This is a genomic window from Aeromonas sp. 2MA4 (genome assembly GCF_029237305.1).
Classification (GTDB): domain Bacteria; phylum Pseudomonadota; class Gammaproteobacteria; order Enterobacterales; family Aeromonadaceae; genus Aeromonas; species Aeromonas salmonicida.
This window is the reverse complement of the sequence record NZ_JAACFY010000003.1, coordinates 134,701-152,509: the sequence shown is the minus strand read 5'-3', so window position 1 is coordinate 152,509 and position 17,809 is coordinate 134,701. Positions and strand designations below refer to the sequence as shown.

Below are 17,809 nucleotides of genomic sequence, written 5' to 3'. Positions count from 1 at the left end.
CCTGGCAGAAGAGACCAAGATGCTGGCAGCATTTATTCCCCTAGGAGTCACCCATGTCTGTATCTCGCCTCGCCCTGCACGCCCAGGGCCCGACCTTCTCTCGCCTTATCATGGGCTACTGGCGTCTGATGGAGTGGCAGCTCTCCCCGGCCGCCCTGCTCGATCTGATGAAGTACCACCTGGACCTGGGGGTGACCACCATAGATCACGCCGATATCTATGGTGGCTACCAGTGCGAAGAGGCATTTGGCCATGCCCTGCGCCTGGAACCCTCCTTGCGTGACCGGATGGAAATCGTCAGCAAGTGTGGCATCGCCCTCACCGCCAAGCCTGAGCATGCCCTCAACCACTACAACACCGGCAAGGCGCACATCATCGCCAGTGCCGAGGACTCCCTGCGCAAACTCGCGACCGATCACCTGGATTTGTTGCTGATCCACCGTCCGGACCCCCTGATGGATGCCGATGAGGTGGCCGATGCCTTTATCAGCCTCAAGCAGGCGGGCAAGGTGAAACATCTGGGGGTGTCCAACTTCAGTGCCCGCCAGTTCGAGCTGCTGCAGTCCCGCCTGCCCTTCCCGCTGGTCACCAATCAGCTGGAGATATCGCCTCTGAATCAGAGCACGACGCTGGATGGCACCCTGGATCTCTGTCAGCAACTGCGCATCAAGCCCATGGCCTGGTCCTGCCTGGGTGGCGGACGCCTGTTCGATGGCCAGGAGTATGCGCCGCTGCGCACCGAGCTCGAGCAGATCCGTCATGAAGTGGGAGCCCAGAACATAGAGCAACTGGTGTACGCCTGGGTAATGATGCTGCCGAGCCAGCCGCTGCCGCTGATTGGCTCAGGCAAGCGGGAGCGGATTGCCGCTGCCGTGGCAGCCGAGTCCATAGCGCTCACTCGCCAGCAGTGGTTCCGCATTCGCAAAGCGGCGCTTGGTTACGACGTACCCTGACCCCTGCTTGATGGCCCAATCGCGCACAAACAAAAACGGCATGGGAAAACCCATGCCGTTTTGCATTAACGAGGCAACTCAACGATGACGCTGGGGGCGACCACGTGGTGCATCTGTCTTCGGTTTGGCTTGGTTGACTGTGATGGTACGGCCACCGATCTCGGTGCCATGCAAACCGGCGATGGCCTTTTCGGCATCGCCATTAACAGGCATTTCAATAAAGCCAAACCCCTTGGACTGACCGGTATCTCGGTCGATGATGATATCGACCTTGTCTACCTGTCCAAATTGGCTGAACACGGTTGTCAGTTCGTCGGCCGTCATCCGGTACGACAGATTACCTACGTAAATCTTCATGCCATCCACTCTCGATTCAAGGTGCCTTCTCTATCCCATCACCAACACAAAGGTAAGGGCACAACCCCCATGCCGGACCTGCCAGGGCGTCATGCCTTGGCACTCCCCGTTCTGCTCACTCAAGTCATTGATCTCTTGGGTGAACAGAACAGGCAAGATCAATTCGAGTCACTGGCAGTATCTGAGCTTTGAGCTGGATTGTCGAGAAAATAGTCAGTTCAAACCGGGAGCAGCTCGTTCAGTACCCCCTTGATCGCCCGGCGGCTATGCCAGGCTCGTTTAAAGCCAAAGCGGTAGATGCCAGGGGCAACCTCATGGGTCCCTTCGCGGCCCAGCCCCATAAGCGTGGTCGCCGCAGCAAGCTGTGCACAGTCGAGTCGAAGGTCCAGACTGAACGCCAGCCACTGGCCGTCGTGACCTACCTTGTACTCCCGTTCGATGGCCACCAGCGCTGTTTTAGGCAAGGCCAGCGCCTGATCATCGCTGCCGTTGAGCAGATAGAGGTGCTCGTCATCCCAACCCAGTTCGGCCAGCCGCCAGCGTTGCCAACTGCGTGGCAGAGAGACCAGGATCCCAGTGATGCCCCCGAAGATGACCCCAACCCAGTGGAGCAACCCCATGGCACCCCGTCCATACCACAAGGAGGCAGCCACCACGCCCCAACTCGTCAGCAACAACAGAAAAATGACGCAGCGATAGGGCATTGCCGGCGGCATCAGCAAGCGAACCCCGGGGGTTGCCAGCAAGGATGTAATTCGCATGAAAGGTTCCTGTGACCGTGAAATGGCGCCATTGTGAATAGACCTCACGGGACTGACAAGGGGGTTTTCTTTGTCATCCCCCTATAAAATCAATACCATGGCATCAATGATACTCAATGGAACTTGTTTCTTGACCAGCTCGCAGCCTTGTGTGCGCTTTTGTGGCGTCAACAAATTCTACGGTGACTTCCAGGCCCTGCATCAGATTGACCTCACCATAGCGCGGGGGGAGAAGTGGGTTATCTGCGGCCCGTCAGGTTCGGGAAAGTCCACGCTGATCCGCACCATCAACGGCCTGGAGGGGATAGACAGCGGCCAGCTGTTCCTGTTTGGCGAGCCCGTTACCCCCGCCTACCTTCGTCGTCTGCAAGGGCGAGTCGGCATGGTGTTTCAGCAGTTCAACCTGTTTCCCCATATGACGGTGCTGGAAAACCTGATGGTGGCCCCTGTACATACGCTGGGACTGAGCACGCAAGCGGCCAAAACCCGTGCCCTCGGCCTGCTGGAACGCGTACGCATTCAGGCACAGGCCGACAAGTACCCCCACCAGCTCTCAGGCGGCCAGCAGCAGCGCGTGGCCATCGCCCGCTCCCTCTGCATGCAGCCGGAACTGATGCTGTTTGATGAGCCGACGTCTGCCCTCGATCCCGAGATGATCCGCGAGGTACTGGATGTGATCCGCGAGCTGGCTGACGAGGGAATGACGCTTATCTGCGTCACCCACGAGATGGGTTTTGCCCGCCAGGTGGCGGACCGGGTGCTCTTCATGGATGAGGGCAAGATCATCGAATCCGCCCCGCCGGCTCAGCTGTTCAGCAAGCCTGCTCACCCGAGAACCCGTGCCTTTCTCGAGCAGGTGCTCAGCTACCATGGCTGATACCCGACCCACCCGCCTCGCCAGCTGGTTGCTGGCAATCCTGTTGCTGATCCTGCTGCTGGGCTGGGTGCTCTACAGTGGTGCCCATCAGATGGGTTATGAGTGGCAGTGGCAGCGGGTCGGCCCCTTTCTCGGGGAGTGGGAAGATGGCGACTTCTACCCTGGCCCACTGCTCAGCGGCTTGCTGGTTACCCTGCAAGTCGCCTTGCTCAGTCTGGTTGGCACCCTGGTCGTCGGGTGTTCCGTCGTCAGCCTGCGTCTGCTTCCCTCTCGTCTGGGCCCCTGGCTTGCCGTCACCTATCTGGCGCTGGTGCGCACCACGCCCCAGCTGGTGCAACTCTACATCCTCTATTTTCTGCTGGGCCCCATGTTGGGACTGGCCCCGCTCGCCTGCGCCGTGCTGAGTCTCTCCCTCTATCAGGGGGCCTTCACCGCCGAAGTGTTGCGAGCAGGAATACAGGCCATCCCCAGCGGACAGTGGGAGGCAGCGCGCTCTCTTGGTTTGTCACGGGCCATCACACTGCGCAAAGTGATACTGCCGCAACTGGTTCGTATCGTGCTGCCTCCGCTCACCAACGAGCTGGTGTCCCTCATCAAGCACTCGGCGCTGGTGAGTGTCATCGCCATCTTCGATCTCACCAACGAAGGGCGTACTCTGGTGGCCGATACCTTCCTCACCTTTGAGGTGTGGTTCACCGTGGCCGCCCTCTATTTGCTGTTGACGCTGACACTGTCAGCCTGTTCGCGGGCGCTCGCCCGTTATCTGGATCCGGAACAACAAGGACGCTAACCATGTCACTCTCGTTCAAAACCGCCCTGTCGGGCGCAGCCCTGCTCTTTACCGCTCTCTTTACCCCTGCCCAGGCAGAAGGCGAGGCATCTGCCACCCTGGCGCAGATAGAACAAAGCGGCACCCTGCGGGTTGGCATGTCCACCTTTGCCCCCTGGGCGATGCGCGACAAACAAGGCGCCCTCATCGGCTTCGAAATCGATGTTGCCCGCCGCCTGGCCACCGATAACGGCTGGCAGGTCGAATTCGTCCCCACCGCCTGGGATGGCATCATTCCTTCCCTGCTGGCAAAAAAATATGACGTCATCATAGGCGGCCTCACCATCACACCCGAACGGGAGAAGAGCGTGCGCTTCACTCAGGCCTACTCCCACTCAGGCATCCAGCTGGCCGCCTCAAAGGCGCAGGCCCAGGACAAAAAGACGCTGTCCGACTTCAACCAGCGCGGCGTGATCCTGGCGGTGCGCCGTGGCGCCTCACCGGTGCAGGTCGCCAAGGAGAACTTCCCCAAGGCGACTCTTCGCCAGTTCGATGATGAATCTCAAGTGTTTCAGGAAGTACTGAACGGCCGCGCCCACGGCGCCCTCTCCTCTTCCCCGAAACCGGAACAAGAGACACTGCGCCACCCCGAAGCTCTTTTTATGCCGTTTGCCGAACCGCTGTCGCAAGGCAGCGAAGGCTTTGCACTGCGCAAAGGGGATGACGCCCTGGCCGAGCAGTTCAACGAGTGGATCGCCGCCCGTCAGGCCGACGGCTGGCTCAAGGTCCGTCATGACTACTGGTTCAAGTCGCTGGCATGGGAAGCCCAGGTCGCCAATCCCTGATGCTGATTGCCATCAAACGCGCTACCCGAGCCGTCGGCTGGCTCGACGGGATACTCATGCTGATACTGCTGCTGGCAGGCATGTGGCTTGCCAGCAGATTGCACCTTGGCGTGGCCTACCAATGGCACTGGCAGGCCGCCTTTGAGTTGCTGTTCACGCGCGGCCCCCAGGGTGAGTTGCCCTATTTTTTCAGCGGCTTGCTCACCACCTTGCGCATCGCCCTGCTCGGCATGGCACTGGCGCTGCTGCTGGGCACTGCGCTGGGTCTGGCGGCATTCAGCCGCCGTCCCTGGCTGGTGTTGCCGGCGACCCTGTTCATCCAGTTGATCCGCAATCTGCCGCCGCTGGTGTTTATCTTCATTTTCTACTTCTTTATCGCCAATCAATTACTGCCGGCGAGCGGCCTCTCCCGCTGGCTCGGCACTCTGTCACTCTCCCCCTGGCAAGAGGCGCTGCTGGGCCCGCCCGCCAGATGGGAGAACCTCATCTCTGGCACCCTCTGTGTCGGCATGATCAGCGCCGCCTTCGTCGCCGAGATAGTCCGTGCCGGTCTCGCGGCCGTGCCCAAAGGGCAGTGGGAAGCGGCGCAGAGTCTGGGGCTCTCGCCTCGGGTGCGGCTGCGCCGGGTGATCCTGCCCCAGGCCATGTTGCTGATGCTGCCTCCCCTCACCGGCCAGCTCATCGCACTGGTGAAGGATACCGCCATCGTTTCCCTCATTTCGGTGCAAGAGCTCACCTTCGTCGGCACCGAGATGGCCAACTCCAGCGGGCTGGTTTATGAAATCTGGCTACTGGTGGCGGCCGCCTATTTATTGATATGTTTGAGTCTGTTTGTGCTGCTCAGCCGACTCGAAGCAAAACAAGGAGCCCATAGATGCTGACGTCCCTGTTACTGGCCTCTGTACTGCAGGCCGAGGCGATCGGCGGTTATGCCGCCGGTTGCCTCAAAAACGGCATGGCCCTGCCACTGGAGGGACCCGGGTATCAGGTGATCCGCACCAAGCGGCTGCGTTACTACGGTCATCCCGACCTCATCCACTATCTGCAGGGGCTGGCCAACCAGACCCGCATGGCGGGCATGCCGGATCTCTATATCGCCGATCTGGCGATGGCCCGCGGCGGCCCCTTTACCTCGGGCCATCGCAGTCACCAGACGGGCCTGGATGCCGACATCTGGTTTCGCATGGCCAACCGCCCCATCAGCAAGTGGGAGCAGGATGCCCCCAAGGAGTGGGCGCTGATCGACGAGCCCAGCTATCGGGTATTGCCGGGTCGCTTCGGTCCGGAGCAACTGAACCTGTTGCGACTGGCTGCCAGCAAGCCCGAGGTGGCGCGCATCTTTATCAACCCCGTCATCAAGGGAGAGGTGTGCAAACGGGCCGCCGATGAGCCCTGGGTTGCCAAACTGCGCCCCTGGGTCGGCCACTTCAGCCACTTTCATGTGCGGTTGCGCTGCCCCGTCGGCAGCCCGGATTGCGAGCCACAAGCCCCCATTCCCCCCGGCAATGGCTGCGGCGCCGAGCTGGCCTCCTGGCTCAAGGACAAGCCACAGCTACCCAAGGTCTCAGGTATCAACAAGATGCCCATCCTGCCCGCCCGTTGTGGCAACTGACCCCAAGCTGGTATGGTGTGCCCATATCCGCTAGAAATTTCAATGGAGAACAACAAGATGGCCACTTCACTCTGGCGCAGCACCACGCAGAGCCTGTTGACACTGACCCTGCTGCTGGGATTGACCGGCTGCGGCATGAACAATATTCCGACCCTGGATGAGCAGGTCAAGGCGAGCTGGGGCCAGGTCGAGAATCAGTATCAGCGCCGCGCCGATCTCATTCCCAATCTGGTGGCCACCGTCAAGGGCTACGCCAGCCACGAACAGGAGACCCTCAAAGCAGTCACCGATGCCCGAGCCAGGGTTGGCAGTGTGCAGGTGAGCGATCCGGCCCAGCTCAAGGAGTTTGAAGCGGCCCAGAACCAGCTCTCCAGTGCCCTCTCCCGCCTGATGGTGGTGGTGGAGCGCTATCCGGATCTCAAGGCAGATCAGCAGTTCCTCACCCTGCAGGCGCAGCTGGAAGGCACCGAAAACCGCATCTCGGTAGCACGCCGTGACTACATAGAGGCGGTGCGCCAGTTCAATACCGAGATCCGCACCTTCCCCGGCATCATCTGGTCCAAGCTGCTCTATTCGGATCTCGAAGCCAAACCGAGTTTCAGTGCCAAACCCGGGGCTGAAGAGGCGCCCAAGGTCAGCTTCCAATGAGCAAATTTGCCCGCTGGTTACTGCCCTGTCTGTTGCTCTGGACCGCAGTACTGCAAGCCGCTCCCGACTTTCCAGCCCTCAGCGGCCGGGTCGTGGACGAGGCGAACCTGATGTCCCGCAAGCAGGCCCACCAGCTGACCCAGCAACTGGCCGCGTTTGAAAAACGCAGCGGCATCCAGCTGGTAGTGGTCTCCATCGACAGCCTGGATGGCGAGACCATAGAGGAGTACGGCTATCAGCTCGGTCGTCATTGGGGCATAGGCCAGAAGGGAAAGAACAACGGTGTGCTGCTGCTGATCGCTCAAGATGAGCGCAAAGTGCGTATCGAAGTGGGCTATGGGCTGGAGGGTGCCCTGCCCGATGCCATTGCCGCCAACATCATCCAGACCCGGATCCTGCCCGCCTTCAAACGTGGCGACATGGTTGCGGGCGTAGTGGCTGGCAGCCAGAGCATCATGCAGGCATTGGCGGGTGAATATCAGCCAGTGGACACCGCCAAGAAAGAGGACAAGCTGGGTGGTCCCTGGCTGTTCATTCTGATGGTGATTGTGATGATAGTGCTGCATAACCTGCGCGGAGGCGGTGGGGGCGGTGGCGGTGGTCGACGCCGCGCGGCTTTTCTGGCCGGTGGTTTTGGCGCCGGTAGCTTCGGCGGCAGAGGAGGTGGCGGCGGTGGCTTCAGCGGTGGCGGCGGCAGTTTTGGTGGCGGTGGTGCCTCCGGTGGTTGGTAACAGGAATAAAGAGACAGACCATGATTTCTAAACAGTTCTTTCACACCCTGCAGGCCAAGGTTCGCGAAGCGGAGCTGGAAACAGACGCCGAGCTGGTCACAGTACTGGCCCCGGCCAGCGACGGCTATCGCTACATTCCCACCCTGTGGGCAGCCCTGATTGCCATGCTCACGCCCCTGCTGGTGTTCGAACTCGGCTTCTGGCTCGGCTGGTACGAGATACTGCTGGCACAGTGGTCAGTCTGGTTGCTGCTGAGCATACTGTTCCACTGGACTCCCATCAAAATGTACCTGATCCCGAAGAAGGTACGCAGGCACAGAGCCGCCCTGATGGCGCGCCTGCAGTTTGTCGAGCAGGGGCTGCACCGCACCCGTGACAGGCTGGGGGTGCTGATCTTTGTCTCTGTGGCCGAGCACTACGTCGAGATACTGGTGGATGACGGCATCGCCCAGCACATCGACAATGACCAGTGGCAGGCGATCATCGATGACTTCACCCGCCGGGTACGCAACAAGGAGGTGGAGCAGGGATTCCTCGAATGCGTGGAGCGCACCAGCGCCATCCTGACCGACGCCTTCCCGGCTACCCGGGATCAAAACGAGCTGCCTGACAGCCTGATCATCCTGGACAAGCCCTGATCGGGTTTAAAATATCGGCATTTTGTTCAAGGGATAGCCGCTCGATAAAGATTATGAAAAATAAGGGGAAAAGTGGTTGACCCAGGCAGCCCTTTCCCCTAAATTACGCCCCGTTCCGGCGCAACAGCGCAGCGAACTCAGTGTTGGCCGAACACGTTAAACTCTGGTCGAAAATTTGGTGTGGTGTCCGAGAGGCTGCCCACCGACAAAGTAGGCAAGAAAGCACGCACAGCGTGATCCGAAAGCCACTTCAAAGCAGTAAAAATTTGGTGAGGTGTCCGAGTGGCTGAAGGAGCACGCCTGGAAAGTGTGTATACGGCAACGTATCGAGGGTTCGAATCCCTCCCTCACCGCCAAATTCAAAAGAACCGACCTGATGGTCGGTTTTTTGCTTTTGGGGAAACCGCAACGCTGATGTCGACGAGGGAGGGTGAGAACCCTCGCTGGGTTCGAGCAGAGCAGCTTGCTGCGATGAACGGCCAACGGCCGCCCCGAAGGGGTGAGCCACGCAGTGGCGAATCATCCCTCCCTCACCGCCAAATTTAAAAAACCGACCTCAGGGTCGGTTTTTTGCTTTTGGGCCGGCCTATCCTCTGCTGCCGACTCTCCTTCCTCTACTCTTACCAAGATTGCATGCTGCAGTGTTGGACGCTCTCCCCTCTGCCCGACCAAATTCCCTTCATTCCCCTCTCGCTGTGTAAACCCGCCATCTTTGCCCATCTCTACGAAACACTGTTTTGCGGGCTTGTTCCAGCCGTTGAAAATCATTCTCAAATGAGAAAATTGACCTTTGTAGCAAAAAACAATTTTACCCCCGCCGATTAATTATTAATCCGCTGAAATGACATGTAAATCAGTATGAAAGTGCCATAATGCGTAACATTATTGTTAAGTCACGTGATTAATTTGGTTAGGGAAAATCTCTATGTTTGCTGATATTGCTGTTCAACATTGGGCTTTTGCCATTTATGTCATTGCAGCCATCTGCCTCTGTCTGGTGATGATCGGCCTCGCCGCCCTGCTGGGTGGCCGCGCCCACGGCCGTGCCAAAAACAAGCCCTTCGAGTCTGGCGTCGATTCGGTGGGTAACGCCCGCCTGCGCTTCTCCGCCAAGTTCTATCTGGTTGCCATGTTCTTCGTCATCTTCGACGTAGAGGCGCTTTACCTGTTTGCCTGGTCTGTTTCCGTTCGGGAAAGCGGCTGGGTCGGCTTCATTGAAGCCGCCATCTTTATCGGCTTGCTGCTGGTAGGACTCCTCTACTTGTGGCGTATCGGCGCCCTCGACTGGGCACCGAAAAAACGCGCCCTGACCGACAAGAAGCCTGACTGACTTACTGATTCTCTTTTTGAGGTTGCACCATGAAGTACACCCTGACCCGGATTGACCCGGATGCGCCCGTTGAGCGCTATCCACAGGAACAGAGCCAGACCGTCGATGACCCGCTGGCACAAGACGCGACGCGCGGCATCATGATGGGGCGTCTCGAAGAGGTGTTGCAAGACACCGTCAACTGGGGTCGCAAAAACTCCCTCTGGCCCTACAACTTCGGTATATCCTGCTGCTATGTGGAGATGTGTACCGCGTTCACTTCCCCCCATGACGTGGCCCGCTTCGGTGCCGAAGTGATCCGGGCCTCGCCCCGTCAGGCGGATTTCATGGTGATCGCCGGTACCCCCTTCATCAAGATGGCGCCTGTCATCCAGCGACTGTATGAACAGTTGCTCGAACCCAAGTGGGTCATTTCCATGGGCGCCTGCGCCAACTCGGGCGGCATGTATGACATCTATTCAGTGGTACAGGGGGTAGACAAGTTCCTGCCGGTCGACGTCTATATTCCGGGCTGCCCGCCCCGTCCCGAGGCCTTCCTGCAAGCCCTGATGCTGCTGCAGGACTCCATTGGCAAGGAACGCCGCCCCCTCTCCTGGGTCGTCGGCGATCAGGGTATCTACCGTCCCGACATGCCGGCCGAGAAAGACCGCAAACGGGGCGAGCGGATCAAGGTGACCAACCTGCGCACGCCGGATGAGATCTGACCATGAAACTGACTCGCGATTTTCCCAGCAATTACACCATGGCCCAGTGGCAACCCAGCGATCACCAGGATACCCAGGTTGTCGGCGAACTGTTTGCCCACTTCGGTGCCGAGCGTTTCACCGTGCAGAGTACCCGTACCGGCGTACCCGTGATCTGGCTCGCCCGCGAACTGCTGCTGGATGTGGTGGGCTTTTTGCGCAAGCTCCCCTCCCCGTTCGTGATGCTGTATGACCTGAGCGCCACCGACGAACGGCTGCGCAGCCATCGTGACGGCCTGCCCCAGAGCGACTTCACCGTCTTCTATCACTTCATCTCCATCGACCGTAACGCCGATGTGATGCTCAAAGTGCCCCTTGCCGAGAGCGACCTGCATCTTCCCACCCTCACAGGCCACTTCCCCAACGCCAACTGGTATGAGCGGGAAGTGTGGGATCTGCTGGGCATAACCTTCGACGGTCATCCCCATCTGACCCGCATCATGATGCCCAAGAGCTGGCAGGGTCACCCGCTGCGCAAGGACTATCCTGCACGGGCCACCGAGTTCGATCCCTTCATGCTCGATGCCGCCAAGCAGGACATGGAGCAGGAGAACCTGCTGTTCAAACCGGAAGAGTGGGGCATGGCCCGTGGCAACGAGAACGAGGACTATATGTTCTTGAACCTCGGTCCCAACCACCCGTCCGCCCACGGCGCCTTCCGACTGGTGTTGCAGCTTGATGGAGAAGAGATACGCAACTGCGTGCCCGACATAGGTTATCACCATCGCGGTGCCGAAAAGATGGGTGAGCGCCAGTCCTGGCACAGCTATATCCCCTACACAGACAGGGTCGAGTATCTGGGCGGGGTAATGAACAACCTGCCTTACGTGCTGGCAGTGGAGAAACTGGCCGGCATCAAGGTGCCGAACCGGGTCGACGTGATCCGGGTGATGATGGCGGAACTGTTCCGCATCCAGAGCCACCTCCTGTTCCTTGGCACCTATATCCAGGACGTGGGGGCCATGACCCCTGTCTTCTTTACCTTCACCGACCGGCAGAAGATCTACACCATCATCGAAGCCATCACGGGTGCCCGCATGCACCCGGCCTGGTTCCGTATCGGTGGCGTTGCCCACGACTTGCCCAAGGGATGGCAGCGACTGGTGCAGGACAATCTGCTGAGCTGGCTGCCCAAGCGTCTGATGGATTATGAAAAAGCCGCCATGCGTAACAGCATTTTGCGCGGGCGCACCATTGGCGTCTCTGCCTACACCACTGAGCAGGCGCTCGCCTGGGGCACGACGGGGGCGGGTCTGCGGGCCACGGGCCTCAACTTTGACGTACGCAAATGGCGCCCTTATTCGGGTTATGACCAGTTCGACTTCGAAGTGCCGGTGGGCAGCAATGGCGATGCCTATGACAGGGCCACGGTACGCATCGAGGAGATCCGCCAGAGCCTGTCGATCATAGAGCAGTGCATGAAGAACATGCCGGAGGGGCCCTTCAAGGCGGATCACCCCCTCACCACACCGCCCCCCAAGGATCGCACCCTGCAAGACATAGAGACGCTGATTACCCACTTCCTGCAAGTGTCGTGGGGCCCTGTGATGCCGGCCGCCGAGTCGTTCCAGATGATAGAGGCCACCAAGGGGATCAACAGTTATTACCTGACCAGCGATGGCTCCACCATGAGCTACCGGACCCGGATCCGCACCCCGAGCTTTGCTCACCTGCAACAGATCCCCTCCGTGATCAAGGGCAGCATGGTGTCGGATCTCATCGTCTATCTGGGCAGTATCGATTTCGTTATGTCGGATGTGGATCGTTGAGTCCTCGGGTAATCAAACCACAGCACTCAACAACCGTGACGAGACAAAAAGAATAAGCCACAAAAGGTTAAGCCATGAGCCAGCAATGTCAGTGCCAAAACAGTCAGACCCCGCAGGGGCAGAGTGCGTGCGGGGGCAAGGGGGATGGACCCGTCCTTGGACCAACAGACGGCTTCGTCCTGAGCCAGGCCGAACGGGACGCTATCGAACATGAGAAACACCACTACGAAGATCCCCGCGCCGCCAGCATTGAAGCGCTCAAGATCGTGCAGCAGGCCCGTGGCTGGGTACCGGACGGTGCCATTTATGCCATCGCCACCGAGCTCGGCATTCCCGCCAGCGACGTGGAAGGGGTTGCCACTTTCTACAGTCAAATCTTCCGTCAGCCGGTAGGCCGCCACATCATCCGCGTCTGTGACAGCATGGTCTGTTACATCAACGGCCACGAAGGGTTGCTGGCCGGCCTCAAGGAAGGGATGGATCTCGCCCCCGGCCAGACCAGCGCCGATGGCCGCTTCACCCTGCTGCCCGTCTGCTGCCTCGGCAACTGCGACAAGGGCCCGGCCCTGATGATCGATGACGACACCTATGGCGGGCTCGATGCCGCCACACTGATCAAGACGCTGGAGGCTTATCCATGAGTCTTCCAATCAACAAGATCCTCGCCTCTCTCGGCACCGCCAACCGCACGGCCCGGGCCCCCGAGACTCATCCGCTCACCTGGCGACTGCGTGACGACGGCCAGCCGGTCTGGCTGGATGAATACCAGAGCAAGCAAGGCTATGACGCTGCCCGCAAGGCGCTGGGCCAGATGAGCCCTGATGAGATAGTCGGCACCGTCAAGGATGCCGGTCTCAAGGGTCGTGGCGGCGCCGGCTTCCCCACAGGGGTGAAGTGGGGGCTGATGCCCAAAGACGAGAGCATGAACATACGTTACCTGCTCTGCAATGCCGACGAGATGGAACCCAATACCTGGAAAGATCGCCTCTTGATGGAGCAGCTGCCCCACCTGCTGATCGAGGGCATGCTCATCTCCGCAAAGGCGCTCAAGGCCTATCGCGGCTATATCTTCCTGCGCGGTGAGTACGTGGATGCTGCCATCCATCTGCGCCGTGCGGTGATCGAAGCCAAGGCCGCCGGCCTGCTCGGCAAGAACATTCTGGGATCCGGCTTTGATTTCGAGCTGTTCGTCCACACCGGCGCCGGTCGTTACATCTGTGGTGAAGAGACTGCGCTGATCAACTCACTGGAAGGCCGGCGCGCCAACCCGCGCGCCAAGCCCCCCTTCCCCGCTGTTTCCGGCGTCTGGGGCAAGCCCACCTGCGTCAACAACGTCGAAACCCTGTGCAACGTGCCAACCATCATAGGCAATGGCGTGGCCTGGTATCAGGGACTGGCGCTGCCGGGCTCTGAAGATCACGGCACCAAGCTGATGGGTTTCTCCGGCAAGGTGAACAACCCCGGGGTCTGGGAGCTGCCCTTTGGCATCACGGCCCGCGAGCTGTTTGAGCACTACGCCGGTGGCATGAAGCCAGGCTACCGCCTCAAGGCGTGGCAACCGGGCGGGGCTGGCACCGGCTTCCTGCTGCCAGAGCACCTGGATGCCCAGATGTATACCGCCGGTATCGGCAAGGTGGGCACCCGCATGGGCACCGGCCTCGCCATGGCAGTCGATGACAGCATCAACATGGTAGGGCTCTTGCGCAACATGGAAGAGTTCTTCGCTCGCGAATCCTGCGGTTGGTGCACCCCGTGCCGTGATGGCCTGCCCTGGAGCGTCAAGCTGCTGCGGGCACTGGAGCGTGGCGAGGGACAGCAAGGGGATCTCGCGACCCTGGAGCAGCTTTGCAATTTCCTTGGGCCGGGCAAAACCTTCTGTGCCCACGCGCCCGGCGCCGTCGAACCCCTTGCCAGCGCACTCAAGTATTTCAGATCCGAATTCGAGGCCGGTATCAAGGGGCCAAGCGACCATCACTCGCTGCTCAAAGGGATCCAGCCCAATCTGCTGGGCGAACGCTGGTAAGCGCCAAGGCGCATCGGGCAATAGCCGATTTCACCATAGGTTTCAGGAACGTTGTATGGCGACCATTTTTGTAGACGGTAAAGAGTACGAGGTAGACGGGGCAGACAACCTGCTGCAGGCCTGTCTGTCGCTGGGTCTGGACGTCCCCTATTTTTGCTGGCATCCGGCGCTGGGTAGCGTGGGTGCCTGCCGCCAGTGTGCGGTCAAGCAGTATCAGAATGCCGACGACAAGCGCGGCCGGCTGGTCATGTCCTGCATGACCCCCTCTACCGATGGCACCTATATCTCCATCGAAGACGAAGAGGCGAAAGAGTTTCGCAAGTGTGTGGTGGAGTGGCAGATGACCAACCACCCCCACGACTGCCCTGTCTGTGAAGAGGGCGGAGCCTGCCACCTGCAGGACATGACGGTGATGACAGGCCACAACAGCCGTCGCTACCGTTTTACCAAGCGTACCCACCAGAATCAGGAACTGGGCCCTTTCATCAATCATGAGATGAACCGCTGCATCGCCTGTTATCGCTGTGTGCGTTACTACAAGGATTACGCCGGTGGCGAGGATCTGGGGGTCTATGGCGCCCACGACAACGTCTATTTCGGCCGGGTCGAAGATGGCACCTTGGAGAGCGAATTCTCCGGCAACCTGGTGGAGATCTGCCCCACCGGCGTGTTCACCGACAAGACCCACTCAGAGCGTTACAACCGCAAGTGGGACATGCAGTTTGCCCCCAGCGTCTGCCAGCAGTGCTCGGTGGGCTGCAACATCAGCCCGGGTGAGCGTTATGGCGAACTGCGCCGCATAGAAAACCGCTTCCATGGCGGCATCAATCACTACTTCCTGTGCGATCGTGGCCGCTTTGGCTATGGCTACGTCAATCTCGCGGATCGCCCGCGTCAACCTCTGCTGAAAGAGGGCAGTGACCAACTGGCCATCACTGTGGATGGCGCCCTCAACCGCGCCGCCGATGCCCTGCGCACCGCCAGCGCCGTCATCGGCATCGGCTCACCGCGCGCGTCGCTGGAGAGCAACTTCGCCCTGCGCGAACTGGTCGGGGCCGACAACTTCTATTGCGGCGTTGAGCAAAGCGAGTGGGCGTGCCTGCAAAAGATGCAGCACATACTGCAGCACAGCGGTATTCGCACGCCGAGCCTGCGGGACATGGAAGAGGCCGACGCCATTCTGGTGCTCGGTGAAGATGTCACCATGAGCGCCGCCCGTATCGCCCTGGCGCTGCGCCAATCGGTCAAGGGCAAGGCCCGTGAAATCGCCCGCAAAATGAAGGTGGACTTGTGGCAGGTCGCCGCTGTGCAGACCCTGGGCCAGAATGAGCGCTACCCGCTGCTCATCACCAGCCTGGACAGCACCCGCCTCGACGACGTGGCGGCAGAAAAACTGCACGCCCCCCATGCGGATCAAGCCCGCCTCGGCTTTGCCATCGCCCATCTGCTCGACAGCTCGGCGCCAGCCCTGTCCGATCTCGGCCAAGAGCAGCAGGCGCAAGCCGCTCGCTGGGCCGACCTGCTTGGCAATGCCAAAAAGCCGCTCATCATCGCAGGCTCAGGCGCCCGCACCCCGGCATTGATCGACGCGGCCAGCAACATCGCCCGCGCCCTCAAAGGCCGCGGTCAGGACGTCAGTCTGGCACTGGTGGCACAAGAAGCCAACAGCCTGGGGCTGGCCATGCTGGCCGGCAACGCCGCCCCGCTGGAAGCCGCACTCACCCGCATCGAGGCCCAGGATAATCTGGCGCTGGTGACCCTGGAGAACGATCTCTACCGCCGTGCCCCGCGCAATCGGGTCGATGCCGCCTTCAATCGTCTGCAACACCTGCTGGTCATCGATCATCAGGCTACCCAGACCGCTCAAAAAGCCGATCTGGTGCTCCCTGCCGCCAGCTTTGCCGAGGCCGATGGCACCCTGGTCAATATGGAGGGGCGCGCCCAGCGCTTCTTCCAGGTCTATGCCCCCGCCTTCTACAACGCCGACATTCAGGTGCGTGAAGGGTGGCGCTGGCTGGCCGCGCTGCAAGGCGCCCTCCTGCGCCAACCGCTGCGCTGGCAGACCTATGAGCAGATAAGCCATGACTGCGCCACCAGCCATCCGCTGCTGGCCACCATGCAGGAAGCGGCCCCCAACGCCGGATTGCGGATCCGTGGCATGAAGCTGGCCCGTGAACCGCACCGCTACAGCGGCCGCACCTCCATGCTGGCAGATCAGAACGTCAGCGAACCCAGAGTGGCGCAAGACCCGGATTCCCCCTTCAGCTTCTCCATGGAGGGCTATGCCGGTGCCCGTCAGCCGATGCAACAGGTGCCATTCGCCTGGGCGCCGGGGTGGAACTCCCCCTCTGCCTGGAACAAGTTCCAGAGCGAGGTAGGTGGCAACCTTAGGGCCGGCGATCCCGGTCGCCGTCTGCTGGAGCCGGGCGACGACACCCTGGCTTGGTTCGATACCATTCCTGCCCCCTTCACCGCCCAGGAAGCCCTGCAGGTGGTCAACTATGACCAGCTGTTTGGTGGCGAGGAGCTCTCCGCCAGAAGCCCCGTCATACAGGCGCGCATGAACGAACCCGAGCTGGTGCTGAACCCGGCCGATGCGGCTCGCCTTGCCCTCAAGGCGGGCAACCAGGTGAGCTTCTCCTGGGGTGGCAACCACTGGCGTCTGAAGCTGCGACTGAGCCATGCCCTGGCGCAGGGCCTGCTGGGACTGCCCCTTGGAGTGAACGGTCTGCCGACCGCACTGCAACAGGCCTATATCAACAACCTGCAGGAGGCCATCGCATGAGTGATTCCCTGATCGACCTGTTGCTGGAGGTTGGCAAGGCATTGATAGTGCTGGTGGGGATAGTGGGGGCTGGCGCCTTCATGAGCTTCATCGAACGCCGCCTGCTAGCCCTGTGGCAGGACAGATACGGCCCCAATCGGGTGGGCCCGTTCGGCCTGCTGCAACTGGCAGCCGACATGATCAAGATGTTCTTCAAGGAGGACTGGATCCCGCCGTTCGCCGATCGCCGGATCTTCATCCTGGCCCCCATCATCGCCTTCACAGCTTTTATTCTGGCGTTTGCGGTGGTACCCATCACCCCTACCTGGGGCGTGGCGGATCTCAACGTGGGGCTGCTCTACATCCTGGCTATCGCGGGGCTCGCTGTCTATGCCGTGCTGTTCGCCGGCTGGTCGAGCAACAACAAGTACTCATTGCTCGGCAGCCTGCGCGCCTCTGCCCAGACCCTCTCCTATGAAGTGTTCCTGGGGCTCTCCCTGATGGGGATAGTGATCCAGACCGGCAGCTTCAACCTGAGAGACATTGTCGAGGCCCAGGCCGGCTTGTGGAACGTGGTGCCCCAGATACTGGGCTTCATCACCTTCCTGTTTGCCGGTGTCGCCGTCACCCACCGTCACCCGTTTGACCAGCCGGAGGCCGAGCAGGAGCTCGCCGACGGTTATCACATAGAGTACGCGGGCATGAAATGGGGTCTCTTCTTCGTGGGCGAATACATCGGCATAGTGCTGATTTCCTCCCTCATAGTGACCCTGTTCTTCGGCGGCTGGCATGGCCCCTGGTTACCCCCTTTCATCTGGTTTGCCCTGAAGACGGCCTGTTTCATGGTGTTCTTCATCCTGCTGCGGGCTTCCTTGCCAAGGCCGCGCTTTGACCAGGTGATGTCGTTTGGCTGGAAAGTCTGCTTGCCGTTGACCCTTGTCAATATGCTGATCACCGGCGCTGTGGTGCTGATAAATGTGCAGTGAGGC

At 60.3% G+C, this 17,809-nt stretch carries 18 protein-coding genes, 1 tRNA gene and 1 other RNA gene; 18 read left to right on the top strand and 2 right to left on the bottom strand.

Annotation, left to right across the window (positions count from 1 at the left end):
• The first annotated feature begins 53 nt into the window (after nucleotides 1-53).
• Nucleotides 54-953 (top strand): aldo/keto reductase family oxidoreductase, encoded by a 900-nt coding sequence (locus tag GWQ31_RS04765; RefSeq protein WP_275908771.1) that lies wholly within the window; start codon nucleotides 54-56, stop codon nucleotides 951-953.
• A gap of 78 nt (nucleotides 954-1,031) precedes the next feature.
• Here the strand turns inward: GWQ31_RS04765 and GWQ31_RS04760 are convergent, their stop codons facing one another.
• Together GWQ31_RS04760 and GWQ31_RS04755 are read right to left on the bottom strand one after the other, a co-directional pair.
• Entirely contained in the window at nucleotides 1,032-1,310 is a 279-nt protein-coding gene (locus GWQ31_RS04760; RefSeq protein ID WP_011898630.1) for an RNA-binding protein, read from the bottom strand.
• A gap of 218 nt (nucleotides 1,311-1,528) precedes the next feature.
• Nucleotides 1,529-2,071 (bottom strand): hypothetical protein, encoded by a 543-nt coding sequence (locus tag GWQ31_RS04755; protein WP_275908770.1) that lies wholly within the window; start codon nucleotides 2,069-2,071, stop codon nucleotides 1,529-1,531.
• 106 nt (nucleotides 2,072-2,177) lie between these two features.
• Between GWQ31_RS04755 and GWQ31_RS04750 the strand changes: the two genes are divergently transcribed.
• The 17 genes from GWQ31_RS04750 to nuoH all read left to right on the top strand — a co-directional run bounded on the left by GWQ31_RS04750 (nucleotide 2,178) and on the right by nuoH (nucleotide 17,806).
• On the top strand, nucleotides 2,178-2,948 hold the full coding sequence (locus GWQ31_RS04750) for an amino acid ABC transporter ATP-binding protein (RefSeq protein ID WP_011898629.1): 771 nt from the start codon (nucleotides 2,178-2,180) through the stop codon (nucleotides 2,946-2,948).
• The gene (locus GWQ31_RS04745; RefSeq protein WP_275908769.1) at nucleotides 2,941-3,738 is read left to right on the top strand and encodes an amino acid ABC transporter permease; all 798 of its coding nucleotides are present in this window, start codon (nucleotides 2,941-2,943) and stop codon (nucleotides 3,736-3,738) included. Before GWQ31_RS04750 ends, GWQ31_RS04745 begins: the two co-directional genes overlap by 8 nt.
• A gap of 2 nt (nucleotides 3,739-3,740) precedes the next feature.
• Complete coding sequence (locus GWQ31_RS04740) at nucleotides 3,741-4,562, top strand: transporter substrate-binding domain-containing protein (protein WP_275908768.1); 822 nt, start codon at nucleotides 3,741-3,743, stop codon at nucleotides 4,560-4,562.
• On the top strand, nucleotides 4,562-5,443 hold the full coding sequence (locus GWQ31_RS04735) for an amino acid ABC transporter permease (RefSeq protein WP_345893293.1): 882 nt from the start codon (nucleotides 4,562-4,564) through the stop codon (nucleotides 5,441-5,443). The genes GWQ31_RS04740 and GWQ31_RS04735 overlap by 1 nt, the downstream gene beginning before the upstream one ends.
• The gene (gene mepA, locus GWQ31_RS04730; protein ID WP_058394109.1) at nucleotides 5,437-6,174 is read left to right on the top strand and encodes a penicillin-insensitive murein endopeptidase; all 738 of its coding nucleotides are present in this window, start codon (nucleotides 5,437-5,439) and stop codon (nucleotides 6,172-6,174) included. Before GWQ31_RS04735 ends, mepA begins: the two co-directional genes overlap by 7 nt.
• Nucleotides 6,175-6,216: 42 nt before the next feature.
• Nucleotides 6,217-6,822: a LemA family protein gene (locus tag GWQ31_RS04725; protein ID WP_275908766.1), complete on the top strand. Its 606-nt coding sequence runs from the start codon at nucleotides 6,217-6,219 to the stop codon at nucleotides 6,820-6,822.
• Complete coding sequence (locus tag GWQ31_RS04720; RefSeq protein ID WP_125601964.1) at nucleotides 6,819-7,553, top strand: TPM domain-containing protein; 735 nt, start codon at nucleotides 6,819-6,821, stop codon at nucleotides 7,551-7,553. The genes GWQ31_RS04725 and GWQ31_RS04720 overlap by 4 nt, the downstream gene beginning before the upstream one ends.
• 20 nt (nucleotides 7,554-7,573) lie before the next feature.
• The gene (locus tag GWQ31_RS04715; RefSeq protein WP_005314938.1) at nucleotides 7,574-8,191 is read left to right on the top strand and encodes a TPM domain-containing protein; all 618 of its coding nucleotides are present in this window, start codon (nucleotides 7,574-7,576) and stop codon (nucleotides 8,189-8,191) included.
• 268 nt (nucleotides 8,192-8,459) lie between these two features.
• Nucleotides 8,460-8,547, top strand: a tRNA-Ser gene (locus tag GWQ31_RS04710).
• Nucleotides 8,548-8,601: 54 nt separating this feature from the next.
• A non-coding RNA gene (locus tag GWQ31_RS04705) (RtT sRNA) lies at nucleotides 8,602-8,730 on the top strand.
• 386 nt (nucleotides 8,731-9,116) lie between these two features.
• Nucleotides 9,117-9,521 carry an NADH-quinone oxidoreductase subunit A gene (locus GWQ31_RS04700; protein ID WP_021140926.1) on the top strand — a complete coding sequence of 135 codons (405 nt, stop codon included), beginning with the start codon at nucleotides 9,117-9,119 and terminating at the stop codon, nucleotides 9,519-9,521.
• Nucleotides 9,522-9,550: 29 nt separating this feature from the next.
• Nucleotides 9,551-10,225, top strand: coding sequence for an NADH-quinone oxidoreductase subunit B (locus GWQ31_RS04695; RefSeq protein ID WP_005314925.1), 675 nt, complete (start codon nucleotides 9,551-9,553; stop codon nucleotides 10,223-10,225).
• A gap of 38 nt (nucleotides 10,226-10,263) precedes the next feature.
• The gene (nuoC, locus tag GWQ31_RS04690; protein WP_338149975.1) at nucleotides 10,264-12,033 is read left to right on the top strand and encodes an NADH-quinone oxidoreductase subunit C/D; all 1,770 of its coding nucleotides are present in this window, start codon (nucleotides 10,264-10,266) and stop codon (nucleotides 12,031-12,033) included.
• Nucleotides 12,034-12,107: 74 nt separating this feature from the next.
• Complete coding sequence (gene nuoE / locus GWQ31_RS04685; RefSeq protein ID WP_275908765.1) at nucleotides 12,108-12,674, top strand: NADH-quinone oxidoreductase subunit NuoE; 567 nt, start codon at nucleotides 12,108-12,110, stop codon at nucleotides 12,672-12,674.
• Nucleotides 12,671-14,056, top strand: a complete 1,386-nt coding sequence (gene nuoF / locus GWQ31_RS04680) for an NADH-quinone oxidoreductase subunit NuoF (protein WP_275908764.1) — start codon at nucleotides 12,671-12,673, stop codon at nucleotides 14,054-14,056. The genes nuoE and nuoF overlap by 4 nt, the downstream gene beginning before the upstream one ends.
• Nucleotides 14,057-14,111: 55 nt before the next feature.
• A complete protein-coding gene (gene nuoG, locus GWQ31_RS04675; RefSeq protein WP_275908763.1) occupies nucleotides 14,112-16,841 on the top strand; it encodes an NADH-quinone oxidoreductase subunit NuoG in 2,730 nt (909 codons plus the stop codon).
• Nucleotides 16,838-17,806, top strand: a complete 969-nt coding sequence (nuoH, locus tag GWQ31_RS04670) for an NADH-quinone oxidoreductase subunit NuoH (RefSeq protein WP_021140921.1) — start codon at nucleotides 16,838-16,840, stop codon at nucleotides 17,804-17,806. The genes nuoG and nuoH overlap by 4 nt, the downstream gene beginning before the upstream one ends.
• Nucleotides 17,807-17,809: the final 3 nt, after the last annotated feature.

What these genes read in the sequence shown, in the direction of transcription:
- GWQ31_RS04765 (WP_275908771.1), top strand. Translation starts at nt 54, where the DNA reads ATGTCTGTATCTCGCCTCGCCCTGCACGCCCAGGGCCCGACCTTCTCT.
- GWQ31_RS04760 (WP_011898630.1), bottom strand. Translation starts at nt 1,310, where the DNA reads ATGAAGATTTACGTAGGTAATCTGTCGTACCGGATGACGGCCGACGAA.
- GWQ31_RS04755 (WP_275908770.1), bottom strand. Translation starts at nt 2,071, where the DNA reads ATGCGAATTACATCCTTGCTGGCAACCCCCGGGGTTCGCTTGCTGATG.
- GWQ31_RS04750 (WP_011898629.1), top strand. Translation starts at nt 2,178, where the DNA reads ATGATACTCAATGGAACTTGTTTCTTGACCAGCTCGCAGCCTTGTGTG.
- GWQ31_RS04745 (WP_275908769.1), top strand. Translation starts at nt 2,941, where the DNA reads ATGGCTGATACCCGACCCACCCGCCTCGCCAGCTGGTTGCTGGCAATC.
- GWQ31_RS04740 (WP_275908768.1), top strand. Translation starts at nt 3,741, where the DNA reads ATGTCACTCTCGTTCAAAACCGCCCTGTCGGGCGCAGCCCTGCTCTTT.
- GWQ31_RS04735 (WP_345893293.1), top strand. Translation starts at nt 4,562, where the DNA reads ATGCTGATTGCCATCAAACGCGCTACCCGAGCCGTCGGCTGGCTCGAC.
- mepA (WP_058394109.1), top strand. Translation starts at nt 5,437, where the DNA reads ATGCTGACGTCCCTGTTACTGGCCTCTGTACTGCAGGCCGAGGCGATC.
- GWQ31_RS04725 (WP_275908766.1), top strand. Translation starts at nt 6,217, where the DNA reads ATGGAGAACAACAAGATGGCCACTTCACTCTGGCGCAGCACCACGCAG.
- GWQ31_RS04720 (WP_125601964.1), top strand. Translation starts at nt 6,819, where the DNA reads ATGAGCAAATTTGCCCGCTGGTTACTGCCCTGTCTGTTGCTCTGGACC.
- GWQ31_RS04715 (WP_005314938.1), top strand. Translation starts at nt 7,574, where the DNA reads ATGATTTCTAAACAGTTCTTTCACACCCTGCAGGCCAAGGTTCGCGAA.
- GWQ31_RS04700 (WP_021140926.1), top strand. Translation starts at nt 9,117, where the DNA reads ATGTTTGCTGATATTGCTGTTCAACATTGGGCTTTTGCCATTTATGTC.
- GWQ31_RS04695 (WP_005314925.1), top strand. Translation starts at nt 9,551, where the DNA reads ATGAAGTACACCCTGACCCGGATTGACCCGGATGCGCCCGTTGAGCGC.
- nuoC (WP_338149975.1), top strand. Translation starts at nt 10,264, where the DNA reads ATGGCCCAGTGGCAACCCAGCGATCACCAGGATACCCAGGTTGTCGGC.
- nuoE (WP_275908765.1), top strand. Translation starts at nt 12,108, where the DNA reads ATGAGCCAGCAATGTCAGTGCCAAAACAGTCAGACCCCGCAGGGGCAG.
- nuoF (WP_275908764.1), top strand. Translation starts at nt 12,671, where the DNA reads ATGAGTCTTCCAATCAACAAGATCCTCGCCTCTCTCGGCACCGCCAAC.
- nuoG (WP_275908763.1), top strand. Translation starts at nt 14,112, where the DNA reads ATGGCGACCATTTTTGTAGACGGTAAAGAGTACGAGGTAGACGGGGCA.
- nuoH (WP_021140921.1), top strand. Translation starts at nt 16,838, where the DNA reads ATGAGTGATTCCCTGATCGACCTGTTGCTGGAGGTTGGCAAGGCATTG.